The sequence below is a fragment of the Bacteroidota bacterium genome (genome assembly GCA_018266835.1).
Classification (GTDB): Bacteria; Bacteroidota; Ignavibacteria; order Tepidaquicellales; family Tepidaquicellaceae; genus JAFDZO01.
Genome location: JAFDZP010000002.1, coordinates 321,413 through 338,590, shown reverse-complemented (window position 1 = coordinate 338,590; position 17,178 = coordinate 321,413). Strand labels below are relative to the sequence as shown.

The window sequence follows — 17,178 nt, the reverse complement described above, 5'->3', positions numbered from 1 at the left end:
AATAAACGAGGGGAATATTAGAATTTATAACCAATAGAAAAATAATATGTATAAGGACCGAAAATAAACGAATCCTGAGTCAATCCTTTCTGAATCAGAAACGTTTTTCCGACTGAGAAACTGGACTCTCCGACAGGTGTATCAAAACATATTGATGCTCCAATACCGTGACGTAAGTCTTTAAACTTTACATCTGTTGTATTATCCCAGACCCTGCCTAAATCATATCTGGTTTTAAAATACGTATCAAAGAAAAATTTATAGGGAGATTTGAATCTGTATTCTAAAGAGAACTCAAAAATCTGTCTTCCTGTATTTTCGTCCTCAACCATTCCATAGAAAGAATCTTCTCCTCCGATTGTAAAAAACTCCGGCTGCGGAGTAGTATTATCAGCTGAACCGAAAATAAATCTCGGTCTTAATGTGTGCAGCCTTCCTAAAGGAAAATATGAATCGTAATTCAAAAATATTTTAGAGTAGCTGATATCAGCGCCTAGTCTGTTTTGAGATGTCTCGTAAAAGAAATTAATAAGCGAGCCGTTTGTAGAATACGGAAACACATCACGCGTATCGAAATTGCCTCCGAACTTCAACTTCAATGTATTATATTCCTCCCTCAGCATATTGGTTGGAGTTAAACTTACTGCTGCCAGATATTCAAAACCTAACTGCCCGTAAACTGTCCCTAATTTTTCAACCTGAAGACCAACAAGAATACTGTATCCTGTCTTTTTATTTCTGTATTCTCCGAGTTGAGTTCTATCGTAGGTATCGTTGTCTTTATCTATAATAGTTTTATATTCGTAAAGGTTTTTAAAACCGGTATAATATGATAAATCATATGTAAGCGGAGACTTGAACAGCTGATTTGATTTGAATTCAAATTCAAAATACTGATTCCTTAATCCACCCGCAAAATATGCTCCTGTTTCTAAGCCCGTTCCAAACAAGTTTTCATCTCTTATATCAAAAAATCCCTGAAGATTTCTTTCGTTATCTACTCTTCCCGAAATTCTGATATTTCTTGAGCTTCTTTCAACAACTCTTATCATTAAGTCGGGCTGGTACTTCTTTTTGTTATATTCAAAATCAAAGCTAACCTGTCTGAACAAATTTGTTCCGATAATATTTTTAAGAGAGTTTTCCAGATTATCCTTGCTTAATACTTCTTCTTTATCAAATGAGAGTTCACGAAGAATTAAATTTTCATTTGATTTTACGTTACCTGTGATTTCCAGATTGTTAATTTTACCGTCTGAAAAATATATCTCAAGAGTTTTGGTAGAATGATTAAAATAAAATTTTTCAATTTCAACGAGACTCAGGTTATTATCTCTTAATGCCTGCAAAAGTTTTTCGTAAAATTTATGACAGTCATTAAGATTTAAAGTTGAGTTCTTATTCAGAATTCTGAAATCATTAATAATATTTGTTATCTGAGGATATGAACTATTTGAGATAACATTTTCAAGTACATCATTTGTATGCGCAACAAAGTTTATTACTGCCCCCGTAGGTTCTCCTGTTATTTGAGCATCAATGCTGCTGAAATATCCTGTCCTATAGAGCATTTTCAATTTATGTTCAATTTCAGTGTATCGTACAAACTTATAGTCTTTAAAACTTGATATGACATTTGAAAAATTCAAATTAGCAGGCAGCTCACCAATTAAAGTTATTTTCGATGTGGGATTAATGAGAAAATTATTGAAGTACTTTGATGATGCAATTTCAGCAGAGTCAATTCCCTCTATAATTTTTCCAACCTGCTGTTGAGCGGCTATTCTTCCCTGTTCATATAAATAATCTATCTTATCAAAATCGAATGTTGAGGTTCCTGTTATTTCAGGAGTGATAACAATATTAGAATTCTGCAGCTGAGAATTATTCAGCTGATTCATTGTAATAGAAAGTATGTGGTCTGCAGTGTATAACGGATTTGTTATCTCCTCTCTTTTTCTTAACGGGCTGGTCGAATTCACAGTAATAGTATAATCAGCACCTAACTCTTTTGAAACGCTTACCGGAATATTTGCAGTCAAACCTCCGTCTACCAAATTCTTGCCCTTAATATTTATTGAAGAATACAACAGAGGAAAAGTGAAAGAAGCCTTTATGCTTTCACTTAAATTTCCCTCTGTCAGAACCACTTTTTCACCTTTGTCAAAATCTGTTGCAACCACAGCCAACGGGATTTTCAAGTCCTTGAAATTTTTTCTCGGATGATATTTCGCATTCAGCATCAGAATGTTTATCAGTTCCGTCAGCTTTTGCCCCGAAGAAAGAGATGAGGGCAATGTGGGGGTAAACCCGTCTATTGAAATTGAAATCAGACTTTTATCCTGAATATATTTCTGGTCTAAGAATAAATACTGCCTCTGATATTTATCAGTAAGGCTTAATGTAGTTACCCAGTCAACATTTTTGAAAATTTCTTTTATATCTTTAGGTGCGTAACCCGTAGCATATAATCCTCCTGTTACACCGCCTATACTTGTTCCCGTTATCTGGTCAATATCAATATTGTTCTCATCAAGCACACTCATTACTCCAAGCTGAGAAATTCCTCTTGCGCCTCCGCCGCTTAATACTAACCCGACCTTCGTTTTATTTACTTTCTTTGGGAATACATTAAATAAGTTTGTATCTAATGATTCTTTAGTTCTGTAATCTAATTTTAATGTATCAGTTATTTGAACTCCCTGCGCAAAACAAATTGCAGGCAAGATTATATAAAAAATTACAATTAATATTTTGATAAATGACTTTCTCAATTAAACTTTTGCTTTGTTTAAATTCTTTCCTAACAATCCTATAAAATAAATTCCAAGACCGGCAATTAAACCGGGGTACATCGGCTCCCATCCGTTCGGATATACGGGATTTCCGTCCACCATGTTAAATTGACCTATTAGAAATGAAGACAGTGAAATAATAAATGAAGCCAGCATCGAACTGAAAATATAAAATGATTTTACCTGAAGCTTTTCAAAATATGAAGTTATTATACTTATTAATAACGGAGGAATACATAAAGTTCCGATTAAATACCATATCTGTACCACTGAAGGAAAGTAAAATGAAATTATTAATGAAATAATTGCCGTTACTATAATACCGATTTTTGAAAACCTATTAAGCACATCCTTCTGATTTCTTATTCTTGAAACAATGTCATTGCCAAATGTAGTTGCCGATACAAAAATATACGAATGTAAAGTTGACATCACTGTTGCAATCATTCCCGTAAAGAAAACTCCTTTTATAATTATAGGCAAAATAGAATCTGCCAGTAACGGATAAGCCATCGGCGGCTCTTTTAAATCGGGCAAAAATACTCTTGCATAAAGCCCGACTGTTATTGTAAAAAAATCAAATATAAACCAAAACATTAATGAGATCAGAACACCTTTCTTTGCAGTAGATTGCGACTCAGCAGCATAACATCTCTGGTGAAAAGTCGGATCAACCAATGACCATGAGCCTATTAAAAACCAGACTAAGATATACGATAATGAATTATCGCCTGTAAGAGTTAAATGCCCCGCAGGCAATTTATCTGCCAGAACTCCAAAGCCTCCTATCTTAGAAAAACAAAACGGTAATATAACTGCAAAGCCGACATACATCATTACAAACTCAAATATGTTCACGTTTACATCTGCCTTTAATCCGCCTTTGAATAAATAAACTATTGATAGTAAAAGACAGACTAAAATAGAAACTTGTATTGACCATCCCGTTATCACCTGTAATATTATTCCAAGCATAAGCAGATATGGCGCAGGAGTTACCAACAGAAAAACAAGGAACGCTCCTAGTATACTGACTTCCTTCCCGTAAACCAAATCAAGTTTATCCGGTATTGTATATAAAGAACTCTTTCTGATTTTCTTAGCTAAGAAAAATGCAAATATCGTAATAAAAAAATAATAGGGGAAGGCATTCATTATCCAGCTTGAAAAGCCGTAGTTGTAAGTGAACTCTCCTACACCTAAAATCCCCCCGTAAAAAGTTGAAACAAGCGTGGCAACAAATGCAGGCAGAGTAATTCTTCTGCTTGCAACAAGATATCCTTCATTTGTTTTATCGGCCGATTTTACTCTTAACCCTATTACAATTGAAATTGCAAAGTATAAAATTATAACTGCGTAATCGTATATGGAAAATGAAACTCTCAATAAGTTTATGCTAGAAAATGTTTTCTGAAAATAAGCATGTCGCCCTCTTTGAAACTTATACTGACTTTATCCGAATTAGATTTATTAAGCGCTCCCTCCCGTTTGCCAAACTCAAGAGTCTCATTATTAAGAGGAAATTCCAATCCTTTGGTTTTTATTTCTGTAGCACTTGGCATTGGGACTAATGAAACTGTTTCTCCGGATTTGTAGTTAAAGGAGAAACGCTTAGGCAAATAAAAAGCAGCAAAGTCATCAGTGATAAGACATATATTAAGTTTTTTATAAAATCTTTTTAGTATGCTGAAATTATTCAATGTATGGTCAGGTCTCATTCCCGTTGCGCCGAAGACAGTTACTTCTTTAATTTTTTTCTTAAGGCAATGCTTAAGTGCTTTTTCAAAATCAGTCGAGTCCTGTTCTTCTATTTTAATTATCTCTGTTTTTTTACGTATAAAATATTTTCTGCTTTCATCGGAGATGGAATCTAAGTCACCGATTATAACGTGAACGCTGATTTTAATTTCTTTAATTTGATTTGCTCCTCCATCGGCAGCAATAATTAAAGTATTTTTATGAACGAATTTTTTTATGATTTTTGTGCTTGGTAATCTTCCGTTTAAAAATATGACAGCTTTCATTAAAAATTTTTTCGTAAATATTGCACAAAATATTGCTATTATTAACAACTTTTTAAATACAAATACTATAGCCTTAATTGCTGAATGACATTCCTTAATCCATCGATACTATTCGCCCTTTTTGCCATATCCATCCCGATTATCATACATTTTTTTAATCTGAGAAAATTAAAGAAAGTTGAGTTCAGCACATTAATGTTTTTAAAGGAGCTGCAAAAATCCAAGATGAAACGGATTAAGCTAAAACAGCTTTTATTGCTGCTCTTCAGAATTTTAGTAATAACGTTTCTTGTTCTTGCTTTCGCAAATCCTGTATATAAAAGTGCTGCAGGAAACAGCTCAACATCAAGCGCTTCTATAATTATAATTGATAATTCATTCAGCATGTCCGCTAAAGATGCTTATGGTGAGTACCTTGAGCAATCCAAAGTGTCAGTGAACGATATTATTTCAACTCTGAATCCCTCAGATGAAATTACAATTATTGCATCATCAGAGTTTGGGAAACCTTCTCCCGTTTACTGGACAAATACGCAGACAAATTACAAGGACTCAATAAAAAACATATCGATATCTTATAAAGATTTTAATATACCGCAAAGTCTGGAGTTTGCAAAAAACTTGCTGAACAAATCTTCATCACTCAATAGAAATGTTTACATAATTTCCGACTTCCAGAAAAATAATTTTTCAGATGTAAGTAGTTTAAGCGCACAATCGGATTTTTCATTATTTGCAGTTAATATCGGGAAGAGGGAAGTAAACAATGTTGCGCTGGAGGATTTTAAAATAGAATCTGCAATTATTGAGCAGGAAAGAGATGTTAAATTAAGTGTTAACATGCATAATTTTTCACAGTATGCGCTATCTAATAAAACAATAAATATTTACAGCAAAGGAAATGATTCAAGTTTTGTGTTAAAGGGCGAAAAAGTTATTGACCTGCAGTCATCAGAAAACAAAAAAATTGAGCTGACTTTTAAAGCGGAGAAGTCCGGCAATAATTCGGGAATGATTGAGCTTGCAATAGATAATGCGCAGGACGATGAAATCAAATACGATAATAAAATTTATTTTTCGTTTTATATTCCTGAGAAATTTAAGATTGGTCTGATAGGTAATGATACTAAGTTTATAAAGCTGGCAGTAGAATCCGCTTCGTCATTGCTTTCAGATTCTGTAAAAAGTAAAAGTAATCTTTTTGAAATCAGTGAGCAAAGCGCTGTACCAACCAGAATATCTGATTATAATATTGTTTTTGTATCGGGAATAGAAAAATTTGGAAATGCTGAAATTGAAAGCCTCTCCAACTATTTAATGAACGGCGGTACAGTTTACTTTTTCCCTTCACAAAATGCTGATTTGAATTCTTATAATACTTTATTTACAAAGTTAAACTCTGCGCATCTTGGTAATATAAATGCTGATGAAAGTTCAAATAAATCAATAAAGTTTAACCGTGTAAATTTTGAGCATCCGCTGCTTTCAGGAATTTTTAAGAATGAAAAATTAAACTTTACTTCAGATAAATTTATATTGGATTCTCCCGAGCTTAAAAGTTTTTATTTCATTACTCCGGGAGAGAAAGATGTGACATTAATTGAGCTTTCGAATAACAGACCTTTCTTAACAGAAAATAATGTTGGGCAGGGGAGAGTTTTATTAAGCGCAGTATCTGCAAATGATAAGATGTCAGACTTGCCAATGAAAAGTATTTTTGTTCCGTTGATTGTGAGAAGTATATTTTATTCCCAAGGAAATGTTAATCAAAGTGCTTATACAATAGGAAAGAATAATGTGATAAGTTTAAATCAGTCTTTAAGAGTAAGCTCAGCAGTAAATCCGGCTAAGAACAAAATTAATTATACGCCTTCTATTACTTCATCTTATATTGCTTTACCTTACAGCAATTTTTCTTCAATGCCGGGTGTATATTCTTTCAGCGATTCTTCCAGTTCAAAATATTCCTTCGCGTTAAACTTCAATTCAAATGAAAGCAATTTAGCAAAAGAAGATGCAAAAGAAATTGAAAAATATTTTAAAAGCTCCTTTAAAAATGTTAAGGTAATTAATGATATTAATCAGGTAAAAGAATCAATTAAAGAAGCTAAGTTCGGAATTGAGCTCTGGAAATACTTTTTAATTCTTGCTTTAGTTTTCGTTGCCGCTGAACTTTTTCTATCAAGAAAAATTATGCAAGAATAATAGATTTCCCCCATCCAAAATTTTCCAAATCCAAAATTATCGTACGTTCGTATTATTTTTATTCACAAAAAATAAAAATAAAATAGAAATGAGTAAAAACATTCAGCTTATTAAAGAAGCTTATTCTAACTTTCAAAAAGGAAATATTCCGGCATTACTTGAATCATTGCACGATGATATAAACTGGATTGATCCTGGATATCCTGATATTCCCCATAACGGAAAAAGAAAAGGGAAAAAAGAAGTTATGGAATTCTTCACAGGTATGGGAAATGCATTAACTTTTGATATATTTGAGCCTCAGTTATTTATTGAAGGTGGAAATAATGTTGCAGTTAAAGGCTTTTTTTCTGGAACAGCCAACGAAACAGGAAAGAGGTTTGAAAGCAATTGGGTTATGTTGTGGGAAATTCAGAACGGTAAAATCATATCTTACGAAAATTTTTTTGATACTAACAATGCAGTTAATTCGTTGAAGTAATTTAATATTGAGCATCCCGACTTTAGCCTGGATGCTCAATATTTTTATTTTAATAACTCTTCAATCATCGCCTTAGCTTTGTGAATTTTATTTTTCATGTCCTCAGGATCTTTCATAAATACTAAAGGTTCTACTTCTGCAAAAACTTCAGGCGGTAAATCGTATTTAAGATATCTTAAGCCAAAGTTGTAGCGGAACGGTTTATATTTTATCCTGAGCAGTTCAACAAGTGTATTTAAATAAAAACCATAGTAAAAAGCAAAGGCATCAACATATTGCTCACGGGGCAGCTCTTTCAAAGGCATAATACCAAATACTTCATGCCGCTTCCTTATTAACTCCACTCTTGCAGCCATTTTTTTATCCCATTCACCTTTCTCTAACTCCTTCACTTCCGTCATTCCGATTTTATCAAAATGAACTTTCACTTCTCCGTGAATCTCCGGCTGAATAAATCCTTCTTTATTTTCTCCGTGTCTTAAAAATCCTATATCAAGTAATAAAAACGGCGAGGTATTTTTAAATTTATAAAACACCTGCTCCATTCCCGGAAAAGGATTTTGCTTTATCTCATATCTTGCTTCTATACCTACAACCTCTTCCAGCAGCTTTTCTGTCTTCTCTATCAGTGAGGGAATTATTTCTTTTTCGCATTCAACAGCTAAGTCAATATCACTGTAATCATCTAATCTATTGAACGCAGTAGAGCCGTTTTCCCAGACGGCGTAAACGTCTTCTATCGGTTCGTATAACTTAACGAGGGAGTTTACTATTTTTTCTCTTATGTTTTCCATATTACTCCGTAACGAATTTTATTCCAATGTGTTTCAGTTATCTATCGTTATTATTCCATCACCGTCAATATTTATTTTTGAGTTTGTGAAATCCATTTGAGTAAGCTTTGAAATAATCTGCGCCGATTTATTCGTCTCGTCAATCTCCGGTATTCCTCTCCCTTTCTGCTGGACGGAAATTATCTCTCCCTTCACAAATTTTCCTTTGCCGTCAACATATACTTTAAGTATTGGTGCAAGCCCAAGCACTCCCGCTAATCCGAATTTTCCGTAAGTGCAAAAATTCCCAAGGCTGTATGCAATAAATTTCCCTTCGTATAATTCCATTGCCCGTGCTACATGCGGACCGCTGCCTAGAACCAGATCCGCTCCTGCTTCTATTACTCCATGTGAGAACTCAACTACGTTACCTCTCTTCTCTCCCAAATAATATTCCGTTTCATTTCTTACTCTCTGGGCGCCCGTGCCTTCTGCACCGCCGTGAAAACAAACTACAACTATATCACATTCCTTCTTTAAATCGCTTACAATTTCTTTCGCTTTGCTTAAATTATTTATATCGCATGTTCCCCAGTTTGGGGCAAAGCCTGCAAAGCCGATTTTTGTTCTCCCGACTTCCATCACACTCGTCTCTGCATCCTGTAGCCCGCCGTATTTTATTCCATAGCTCTCCAATGTATTTTTTGTTGACTCCCTGCCTATTACTCCAAAATCTCCGCTGTGATTATTTGCAAGATTCATGTAATCAAATCCCGCATCTTTAAGATACTCTGCATAATGCTCCGGCATTCTGAACGCATGGCAATGCTCTCCGCAGTCCTTCGCCTTTCCTCCTGAGTTCAGCAGTGTCCCTTCCAGATTTCCCAGAGTTATATCTGCATTCTGCAAAGCTTCGCTAACTCCGCTTAGAATATCTCTTCCGTCGTTGGGAGGAAGCGATGCATTGGTGGGGTAGTTAGAACCCATCATAATATCACCGACGGCTATTATAGATATTAAATTCTCTTTATTCTGTTCGGATGGTTTTTTTGTAATTGTTTCGGTGGACGATGAATCTTTAGTTAGCTCTGGTTTTTTTGTAATGTGTTCTTCACTGCTCTTATTTCCACATGAAGAAAAAAGAATAACAAAACAAAATAAAAATATTTTTTGCATTTGGGGTTTAAGGCTGAAGTTTAGGCAGCAGTTTTATTAATCCTGTCAGCGCCATCTCAGCGGCAATGGCGGCTACAAGCAGTCCTGAAATTTTTGTTAATACATTTACACCTGTCTGATGCAGGAATGTTGTCATAGGCACGGCAGCTTTTAATGATAGCCACGTCGCAAGTCCCACCGCAAATATAATTCCTGAAAGAATTAGATAATGTGAAATGCTTGTACCCATATTTCCGTATAAAATAATTGTTGAAATTGAACCGGGACCTGCCAGCAGCGGAATCGCCAACGGAACAATTGCAATTCTCTCAGGATCTTTAATCGTCTGCGTATCTTCTCCGGGATTTTTTGAACTGTCATCACTTGTCAAAACCATCTTAAGCGCAATTATAAAAATTATTATCCCGCCCGATAACTGAAATGCAGCTAAGTCAATTCCGAATAATTCAAGAATAAGTCTTCCAAGGAATAAAGACGATAGTAAAATCACTGTAACTCCAAGCGACGCCTTTTTAGCAATTGCCATTCTTTTTTCCTGAGTAACATTTTGTGTTTCACTCAGGAAAAGCGGTATGCCTTCAAGCGGATTTACTAAAATAAAAACTGCAATAAAAGTTTTTATGTAATGGGTTATTTCAAGCATTGTAAAATTTTTTATAAAATATGAATAAAACCTTAAACATAAAAGTTTGATTACTCCGATAAAGATAAATAGTATTTTTCTAAAAAGAATTTGATGATATATAATTATAATTGTGAAATTCCCCCTCCTTTACAAGGAGGGGATTTAGTGGGTGGTTTAGAAGTTTTCCAAAGTCTCATACTTATAAGCTTGTTTAAACCTCAAGTGAAAATATTGATGTAAGTATGCTTATTTCAATTCATTTAATTAAATAAAAAAGTTAATTTTGTTGTATTGTTTAAATAATCCTCCTAAGTGAAAAAAATATTTTTCTTTTTTATAACTATAATGTTTTTATGTTCTGCAGCAGGCTATACGCAATGGTTATCAATGAACGGTCCAAATGGTTCACAAGTAAGATGTATAACAAGTGTGCCAGGAAAATTATTCGTAGGAACTGCAAATAACAAATTCAATTACACTACTAATGATGGGGGTACCTGGGTAAATTCAGGTGCTGGATTAATTGATAATGGGATATATGCAATGACATTATATGGAACTAGTGTAGTGATAGGAACTAATGCAGGGGTGTTCTATAATAATATGAACATTAGTTCTGACTGGACTCCTACAAACAGCGGCATTACAAATTTCAGTATATCAGCTTTTACAGTTATCGGTACAAAACTTTTAACGGGTACATACGGCGGCGGAGTTTTTATTTGTGATGGACCCGCAACTACATGGGTACAGTCAAATTCGGGTTTGGCAAATCAAACTGTAATAGGATTACTGACTAAAGGCTCTGATGTTTATGCAGGAACATACGGCGGCGGAGTGTTTCGCTCAACAAATCAGGGAGCAAGCTGGACTTCCGTTAACACAGGTCTTATAAATCAATACGTACCTTGCTTTACATATTTAGGAAATGATATCTATTGCGGCACTTACGGCGCAGGTGTTTTTAAATCTACAGATAACGGCGGTTCTTGGACGCAAATAAACAACGGACTTACAAATACTACTATTAACGGTCTTGCCGCTTCCGGCAACAAAGTTATTGCAGCAACTCAGGCAGGAGTATTTGCCACATTCAACAATGGAAACATATGGGTTCAATTTAATACTGGTCTTTTGGATCAAAATGTGAGGGCTTTAGCGATGGGAGCTAATGTAGTTTATGCTGGAACGGATAATGCGTTTTGCTATAAAAGAAATTTAACCGAGATTGTTTCTGTTGAAAATAATTCAGCATTGGTAAGTACATCGTTCAAATTAAATCAGAATTATCCGAATCCGTTTAATCCTTCTACAAATATAAATTTTACGCTGGATAAAAATTCAGATGTGAAATTATCTTTATATGATGTAACAGGAAAGTTAATAAAAGTTTTAAAAGAAGGATTTTTAAATGCAGGCAGCTACGATGAAAAAATTAATATGGCCGGATTTGGAACAGGAATCTACTTCTATGCGTTAGAAACTCCGGATGGTAAGTTGACCCAAAAAATGATTTTAGCAAAATAAAAAACTTTCAATATATGAAATATTTATTTGTTGCATTAATACTTGTATCATTCTGTAAGATAAGTTTTTCGCAGTCTGCAAATGAGCTTTACAACAGGGGAAATTATTTTATGCAAAAAGGGCAGATGGATTCTGCCATGTCCAGCTTTAACCAGTCACTTCTAACAGATTCTACTTTTTACAAATCTTATCATGGAAGAGGAACTGTTTACCTTGCTACAAAAAAATTCAGTGAGGCGGTGAAAGATTATTCTGATTGTATAAGATTGAAATTCAATTACGCTGAAGCATTTTACGGAAGGGGTATAGCATACCTTGGTCTCGGAAAATCAGATAAGGCATGCCTTGACTTTCAGGAAGCTATGAATTTTGGTTTAAAAGAAGCGCATGATGCTATGGATCAGTATTGCCGGTGATTTAATTATCTTTCGCCGTCAGGTCGTTTCCCTTTTTTTCTCTTATCTATCTGCTTCTTAAGCTCTTTGTTAAATTTCATTTGAAAAATAACAGACTGAGCTAATTGCTTTGGCGTTAAGAGAGTTTTTATCTGCGAGTAGAGTTCTTTTTTCTTATCAAGGATTTTTCCGTCAAGATCAAGAATTTCTTCAAGCTTAGCAGTTACATCGGATGCATCTGTATTTTTTTCGATGTATTCCATGTCATCTCTCTTCTGCTTATTCAGCTTCATGATGCTTTCAAAGTTTGCATCATAAATATCGAAATACTTATCGGCAGTAGCATCATCTATAGTTACACTTTCCAGATATTTCTGCTTTCTTATTTTTTTTAATTCTTCAGTCATTTTCTTCGGCTGCGCCTGTGCTGCGCCAAAAGAAATGATGAAGATCGTTACAATTAGGATAAAATTTTTCATAAAGTTAAAATTAAAGTTTTTTATCTCTTAAGCTTTGTAAAATATCAAGCTGGTCATCGGTGGATAGATTATCATAATCATACTGCGCCTGTGTATCGTCTTCTCTTCCGAAAATTATTCCGCCTTCTGTATCATCACTTAAACTCACGGTTTCATCAGGAGTAACATTATCATTTGAGGATATCGATTCGGTTCTTTTATGCTTTGATGTATTTAAATTTATTTCATTTGATTCATTTGATGAAGTATTATCTATAGGATCTGAATTATCATTTGTAATAACTGCATCCTTTGAACTTGTATCCTGACTTTTATTCCCGCTTTTTTCATTCAAAGGCTTTTGTAAAGGCATCTGCACTTTAACATTCTCAGTTAAAGGAAGCGGGGGAGTATTCATATTCTGTGAGTAAATAATAAGAACTACGCAGACTGTAAGCGCAGGCACAACAACTTTCCAGTAACCGACAAGCCTTGATAAAATACTTTGTCTTTCCGGTTCGGTTTCTTTGTGAACTTTTGAAAGTATATTTGCCTGTAAGTTAGCGAAATAAACTTCAGAAGGCGGCTCCGGTTCAGCTTCACGTATAAAATTCATTGTTGACTTCAATGAATCGTATTCTTCCCTGAACGATGAGTCGACCAGAAGTTTCGCTTCTATTTCTTCTTTTACCTTTTCATCATCAAGCTCTCCTGAGATGTAATCAGGAAGGCTGTAAAGCAGCTCGTCAAAATGATTGTTTTCCATAAGTGTGTATTTTTTTTAACAACTGAAAATCTCTTTAATATCTTTTTTGCTTTTTATGTAAGCTTCAATTTTTTTCACTGCATGAAAGTAATTAGCTTTCATACCTCCTACTGACTTATTCAGAATTTTTGCTATCTCTTCGTAACTCAAATTATCGTAGAATCTCATATTGAAAACTGCTCTTTGCTGTCCTTCAAGATTTTCAATAGCCTCTTTCAACAGCTTTTGCTTTCGTTTTTCATCATAATGTTCATCGGTACCCATATCGTCGCTTTTTATGTCTAATGTTTCGTCTTCAATATCAACTTCTTTGTTGGAAGTTCTTTTCTTTTTACTAATGTGGTTAAGACAAAAGTTAACGCTTATCTTATAAATGTAGGTGAAAAATTTTGAATCACCCCGGAAGTCATGCAAAGAACTATGAATCTTGATAAAAATGTCCTGTGTAATATCATTTGCTTCATCGTGGTCAAGAACCATCTTTCTTACAATCCAGTAAATCTTTTTTTGATATTTGTTAACAAGAATATTAAAAGCCTGTTGATTTCCTTTCTTGAAACTATCAATAATTTCTATATCATCAGAATCTATATTTAATAAATCGCCAGCCAATACTTTTTTAGTTTAATCTAAAATACTAAATTCTTATCGATGTTAAAATACTTCAAAATCAGACGCTGCCCTCGTAAAAAAGGCAGCGTTTTCGTTTTTGTTTTAAAATGAAATCCTTAGAAAGAAATTCTATAAGGAGCTCCCATGTAAGTAGATGAGAATTCGCTGATATTATTATCCCATAAGGACTTCCTTGTATTGGCACTTATATACGAGTTAAATATTCCAAATCTGTGTGAACCGTATATATTGAACGATTTTTCATAAACTCTGTCGTAATTTCCGCCGTTTGGTGTTGATGAAGTCATAGTAAATGCAACTCTGTGGAATCCGAATGAATTTCTTGCCCAGTGAAATGCTACAAGGTCGGTATCAGACTGATTGCTTGTTAAGTATACCTTCACTTTAATGTTATTGTTCCTTCCCCAGTTAAAAATTCCTTCTCCGTTAAAATATCGGGTCGTAAATACATTTGATGTAAAATCAGGTCCGTTCAATGTAAGCAGCAGGTTATCATTTTTATAAATTTCAACCTTGTTCATCACAATGTTGGATTTTCCCTGCTGAGGTGAAGTTGTCTGCCCGTCCACTGCTGAAACCTGATAGAGTCTCCAGTTTCTTCTGTGAACTTCAGTTCTTGCAACTCTTTTAAAAGAAGCTGTTCTGTTTTGTACTTCAGTGTAAGGTTTTGAAATAGAGTCAAGAACTCCGCCGGTATATCCTTTTATAATAAAATTACCGGATATTGTTCTTTTTACAAGTAAAGTTTTTAATGTATCAGTATCTACGGTAAAAGTTGTTGTAACAGTTACGGATGTAACTCTTCTTCCGTAAAATCTAAGTGAATCATAAGATGTAAGAGGTTCATTTGAGTTATTGAAAACCGCGCCGTCATCTGAGTAATCTGAAATTTGTGAGCCGAGTAGTTCATTGTCATCATTGTTTGAGCTGTCAGTTGATTGAATAGCTTCATTCTGGAGATATTCGTCTTCCGTCCCGGAGTTTGCAGAAGTGATATCATTATCGTTTTTATTACAGCCTGTTATGTTTAACAATATAATCAGGAATGCAGGCAAAAATAAGAGTCGCATTGACTTAATCAATTTATCCATATTTCAAAGAGGTTTAGTTAGAAAATCTAAATTGAATTTTCAGACGTCTAAAAGTGAGACATATAGAATGAATAAAGGTTTAAGTGAGGAGGGAAGGTTTTGAATTTACAGAGAAAATAAAGCAGATGAATGAGGAGAAATAGCTCATAAAAATAAAAAATTAATATTTAACGATTTTTATAAAAAAATGCCGGATTTCGTTCAATTATTTACTTGTTAAAACATAGAAATAAAATCAACTTTACATAATGTCGAAATAAGTAGTAGTATTAACAGAAATTTATTTTCGCATTTTTAAATTATGCGAAACTTTTAGTCTTGAAGTAATTCTATAAATAATATAATTTAAAATTTATGGAAAATTCGACTAAAAAAATCAGAGTTGTAATAGGTAAAGTGGGGCTTGACGGGCACGATAGAGGTGCCAAAGTAATTGCTGCAGCTTTCAGAGATGCAGGAATAGAGGTTATTTATACAGGGCTAAGACAGACACCGGAAACAATTGTTGAAGCAGCATTGCAGGAAGATGCAGATGCAATCGGCATCAGTATTTTGAGCGGCGCTCACATGACAATTTTCCCGAAGATCAAAAAGCTCATGGATGATAAGGGTATGAACGATGTTTTATTATTCGGCGGAGGAATTATTCCTGATGCTGATATCGAAGAGCTGAAAAAAATGGGAGTCGGTCAGTTATTTACCCCGGGAACACCTACTTTTGAAACGATAGAGTATGTTAAGCAATGGGTAAGTGCTCACAGAACTAACTAGCAGAAAATCTAATAAAATTCATAATAATGTCTGAACCAGTAAAATTCGGAACCGACGGCTGGAGAGCTGTTATCGGCGATACATATACTTTTGCAAATGTTAGAAGGGCAGCTTTAGCGACGGCAAGAGTTTTCAAAAACCATCCTAAGATAAAAAGCGGAATAATAATCGGCTATGATACAAGATTTCAGTCTGATGCATTTGCAGCAGCTGTTGCAGAAGTATTCGGTAATGAAGGGATAAAGACAAAGCTTGTAAATAAGTTTGTTACTACGCCTACTGTGTCATTATTATCAAGAGATTTGAATCTGGCATTCGGAATTATGATAACAGCTTCCCATAATCCTTCCAAGTATAACGGATTTAAGCTGAAAGATGAATTTGGCGGCTCAATGAGTCCCGATGAAATTGTAAAAATTGAAGCGGAACTAAAAAACATTGGTGAAGTTGAAATTAAAAAAAATCTTGATACTCTTTTATCTGAAGGCATTGTAGAATACTTTGACGGTGACGCATACTATATAAATTATTTAAAAGAAAAGATTGATATAAAAGCTATAGATGCAGCAAAGCTTAATGTAATTTATGATTGCATGTACGGCGCAGGACAAAAAACAATCAGCAGATTAATTAACGTTACAGAAATTCACAGTGAAATAAATCCGGGGTTTGGTAAAAGCGCTCCCGAGCCTGTTGAAAAAAATCTTGGAGAAGTATGTGAAAGAGTTAAACAGGATAAATTTGATATTGGAATAGTTACAGACGGTGATGCTGACAGAATTGCAATTATAGATGAGACCGGAAAATTTTTAGATGCTCAGAAAACTTTCGCTCTTCTTCTGAAATATCTTTATGAGAAAAAAGGTATGAGAGGCATAGTTGTAAGAGGATTTTCAACCAGTGATTTAATAAAAAAATTCTGCGATAAAAACGGTATTGAATTAAAAACAGTGCAGATTGGTTTTAAACACATATCGCAGTTGATGATTAATGAAGATGTTATGATTGGCGCGGAGGAAAGCGGCGGTATCGGGATAAAAGGTCATTTACCTGAAAGAGACGGAGTTTATAACGGAATGTTATATCTTGAAATGCTGGCTGCTTACGGTAAAAGCATTTCACAACTAAAAAAAGAACTTGAAGACGAATTTGGTTCTTACTATTATAGAAGAAACGATGTAAGCACTACAGAAGAGAAGAAACAGGCAACACTTGCAAAATGCAAGGAAATGAAAGTCGGCGATAGTATTGCAGGTAAGAAAATTATTTCAATTGACGGATTAGATGGTACCAAGTTTATGTTTGAAGACGGCTGGCTGATAGTTCGCGCTTCAGGAACAGAGCCATTATTGAGATTCTATTGTGAAACTACCGGTAAAGATGAAACCTCAGAAATTCTAACAAGGGCAATCAAAGAATTTAATCTTTAATTTAAAAAACGAACCGGAGAATTTTTAT

Annotated in this window: 16 protein-coding genes; 6 read left to right on the top strand and 10 right to left on the bottom strand. The window is 34.4% G+C overall.

Annotated features, from left to right (window positions below; translation table 11 throughout):
- Positions 1 to 17: 17 nt before the first annotated feature.
- From JST55_03320 to JST55_03310, 3 genes are read right to left on the bottom strand one after another with little or no spacing between them, the layout of a single operon-like run.
- Positions 18 to 2,774, bottom strand: coding sequence for a patatin-like phospholipase family protein (locus JST55_03320; protein ID MBS1492513.1), 2,757 nt, complete (start codon positions 2,772 to 2,774; stop codon positions 18 to 20).
- On the bottom strand, positions 2,775 to 4,181 hold the full coding sequence (locus JST55_03315; protein MBS1492512.1) for a sodium:solute symporter family protein: 1,407 nt from the start codon (positions 4,179 to 4,181) through the stop codon (positions 2,775 to 2,777).
- Positions 4,182 to 4,186: 5 nt separating this feature from the next.
- Positions 4,187 to 4,819, bottom strand: a complete 633-nt coding sequence (locus JST55_03310; GenBank protein ID MBS1492511.1) for a thiamine diphosphokinase — start codon at positions 4,817 to 4,819, stop codon at positions 4,187 to 4,189.
- Positions 4,820 to 4,903: 84 nt separating this feature from the next.
- Between JST55_03310 and JST55_03305 the strand changes: the two genes are divergently transcribed.
- Both JST55_03305 and JST55_03300 read left to right on the top strand, forming a co-directional pair.
- Positions 4,904 to 7,024, top strand: a complete 2,121-nt coding sequence (locus JST55_03305) for a BatA and WFA domain-containing protein (protein ID MBS1492510.1) — start codon at positions 4,904 to 4,906, stop codon at positions 7,022 to 7,024.
- An 88-nt stretch (positions 7,025 to 7,112) separates the two neighbouring features.
- Positions 7,113 to 7,505, top strand: coding sequence for a nuclear transport factor 2 family protein (locus tag JST55_03300; GenBank protein ID MBS1492509.1), 393 nt, complete (start codon positions 7,113 to 7,115; stop codon positions 7,503 to 7,505).
- A 44-nt stretch (positions 7,506 to 7,549) separates the two neighbouring features.
- Here JST55_03300 and JST55_03295 read toward each other — a convergent pair whose 3' ends face one another.
- The 3 genes from JST55_03295 to JST55_03285 are packed head-to-tail and all read right to left on the bottom strand — an operon-like array spanning position 7,550 to position 10,097.
- Positions 7,550 to 8,299: a nucleotidyltransferase domain-containing protein gene (locus tag JST55_03295; GenBank protein MBS1492508.1), complete on the bottom strand. Its 750-nt coding sequence runs from the start codon at positions 8,297 to 8,299 to the stop codon at positions 7,550 to 7,552.
- A 33-nt stretch (positions 8,300 to 8,332) separates the two neighbouring features.
- Positions 8,333 to 9,454 carry a CapA family protein gene (locus JST55_03290; protein ID MBS1492507.1) on the bottom strand — a complete coding sequence of 374 codons (1,122 nt, stop codon included), beginning with the start codon at positions 9,452 to 9,454 and terminating at the stop codon, positions 8,333 to 8,335.
- Positions 9,455 to 9,461: 7 nt separating this feature from the next.
- The gene (locus JST55_03285) at positions 9,462 to 10,097 is read right to left on the bottom strand and encodes an NAAT family transporter (protein MBS1492506.1); all 636 of its coding nucleotides are present in this window, start codon (positions 10,095 to 10,097) and stop codon (positions 9,462 to 9,464) included.
- 294 nt (positions 10,098 to 10,391) lie between these two features.
- Between JST55_03285 and JST55_03280 the strand changes: the two genes are divergently transcribed.
- The gene (locus tag JST55_03280) at positions 10,392 to 11,606 is read left to right on the top strand and encodes a T9SS type A sorting domain-containing protein (GenBank protein ID MBS1492505.1); all 1,215 of its coding nucleotides are present in this window, start codon (positions 10,392 to 10,394) and stop codon (positions 11,604 to 11,606) included.
- Between the two features lie 14 nt (positions 11,607 to 11,620).
- Complete coding sequence (locus JST55_03275; GenBank protein ID MBS1492504.1) at positions 11,621 to 12,022, top strand: tetratricopeptide repeat protein; 402 nt, start codon at positions 11,621 to 11,623, stop codon at positions 12,020 to 12,022.
- Between the two features lie 5 nt (positions 12,023 to 12,027).
- Here JST55_03275 and JST55_03270 read toward each other — a convergent pair whose 3' ends face one another.
- From JST55_03270 to JST55_03255, 4 genes are all read right to left on the bottom strand, one after another.
- Entirely contained in the window at positions 12,028 to 12,480 is a 453-nt protein-coding gene (locus JST55_03270) for a hypothetical protein (GenBank protein MBS1492503.1), read from the bottom strand.
- 10 nt (positions 12,481 to 12,490) lie between these two features.
- Positions 12,491 to 13,225, bottom strand: coding sequence for a hypothetical protein (locus JST55_03265; GenBank protein ID MBS1492502.1), 735 nt, complete (start codon positions 13,223 to 13,225; stop codon positions 12,491 to 12,493).
- 15 nt (positions 13,226 to 13,240) lie between these two features.
- Positions 13,241 to 13,816, bottom strand: a complete 576-nt coding sequence (locus JST55_03260; GenBank protein ID MBS1492501.1) for a sigma-70 family RNA polymerase sigma factor — start codon at positions 13,814 to 13,816, stop codon at positions 13,241 to 13,243.
- 137 nt (positions 13,817 to 13,953) lie between these two features.
- Positions 13,954 to 14,949, bottom strand: coding sequence for a hypothetical protein (locus tag JST55_03255; GenBank protein MBS1492500.1), 996 nt, complete (start codon positions 14,947 to 14,949; stop codon positions 13,954 to 13,956).
- Between the two features lie 354 nt (positions 14,950 to 15,303).
- On the opposite strand from JST55_03255, the gene JST55_03250 reads away from it, so the two are divergent.
- Entirely contained in the window at positions 15,304 to 15,720 is a 417-nt protein-coding gene (locus tag JST55_03250; GenBank protein MBS1492499.1) for a cobalamin B12-binding domain-containing protein, read from the top strand.
- Between the two features lie 26 nt (positions 15,721 to 15,746).
- A complete protein-coding gene (locus JST55_03245) occupies positions 15,747 to 17,150 on the top strand; it encodes a phosphoglucomutase/phosphomannomutase family protein (protein MBS1492498.1) in 1,404 nt (467 codons plus the stop codon).
- The last annotated feature ends 28 nt before the right edge of the window (positions 17,151 to 17,178 follow it).

Coding starts and splice junctions, on each gene's coding strand:
- JST55_03310 (MBS1492511.1), bottom strand. CDS start 4,819: ATGAAAGCTGTCATATTTTTAAACGGAAGATTACCAAGCACAAAAATC.
- JST55_03305 (MBS1492510.1), top strand. CDS start 4,904: ATGACATTCCTTAATCCATCGATACTATTCGCCCTTTTTGCCATATCC.
- JST55_03300 (MBS1492509.1), top strand. CDS start 7,113: ATGAGTAAAAACATTCAGCTTATTAAAGAAGCTTATTCTAACTTTCAA.
- JST55_03295 (MBS1492508.1), bottom strand. CDS start 8,299: ATGGAAAACATAAGAGAAAAAATAGTAAACTCCCTCGTTAAGTTATAC.
- JST55_03290 (MBS1492507.1), bottom strand. CDS start 9,454: ATGCAAAAAATATTTTTATTTTGTTTTGTTATTCTTTTTTCTTCATGT.
- JST55_03285 (MBS1492506.1), bottom strand. CDS start 10,097: ATGCTTGAAATAACCCATTACATAAAAACTTTTATTGCAGTTTTTATT.
- JST55_03275 (MBS1492504.1), top strand. CDS start 11,621: ATGAAATATTTATTTGTTGCATTAATACTTGTATCATTCTGTAAGATA.
- JST55_03270 (MBS1492503.1), bottom strand. CDS start 12,480: ATGAAAAATTTTATCCTAATTGTAACGATCTTCATCATTTCTTTTGGC.
- JST55_03265 (MBS1492502.1), bottom strand. CDS start 13,225: ATGGAAAACAATCATTTTGACGAGCTGCTTTACAGCCTTCCTGATTAC.
- JST55_03255 (MBS1492500.1), bottom strand. CDS start 14,949: ATGGATAAATTGATTAAGTCAATGCGACTCTTATTTTTGCCTGCATTC.
- JST55_03250 (MBS1492499.1), top strand. CDS start 15,304: ATGGAAAATTCGACTAAAAAAATCAGAGTTGTAATAGGTAAAGTGGGG.
- JST55_03245 (MBS1492498.1), top strand. CDS start 15,747: ATGTCTGAACCAGTAAAATTCGGAACCGACGGCTGGAGAGCTGTTATC.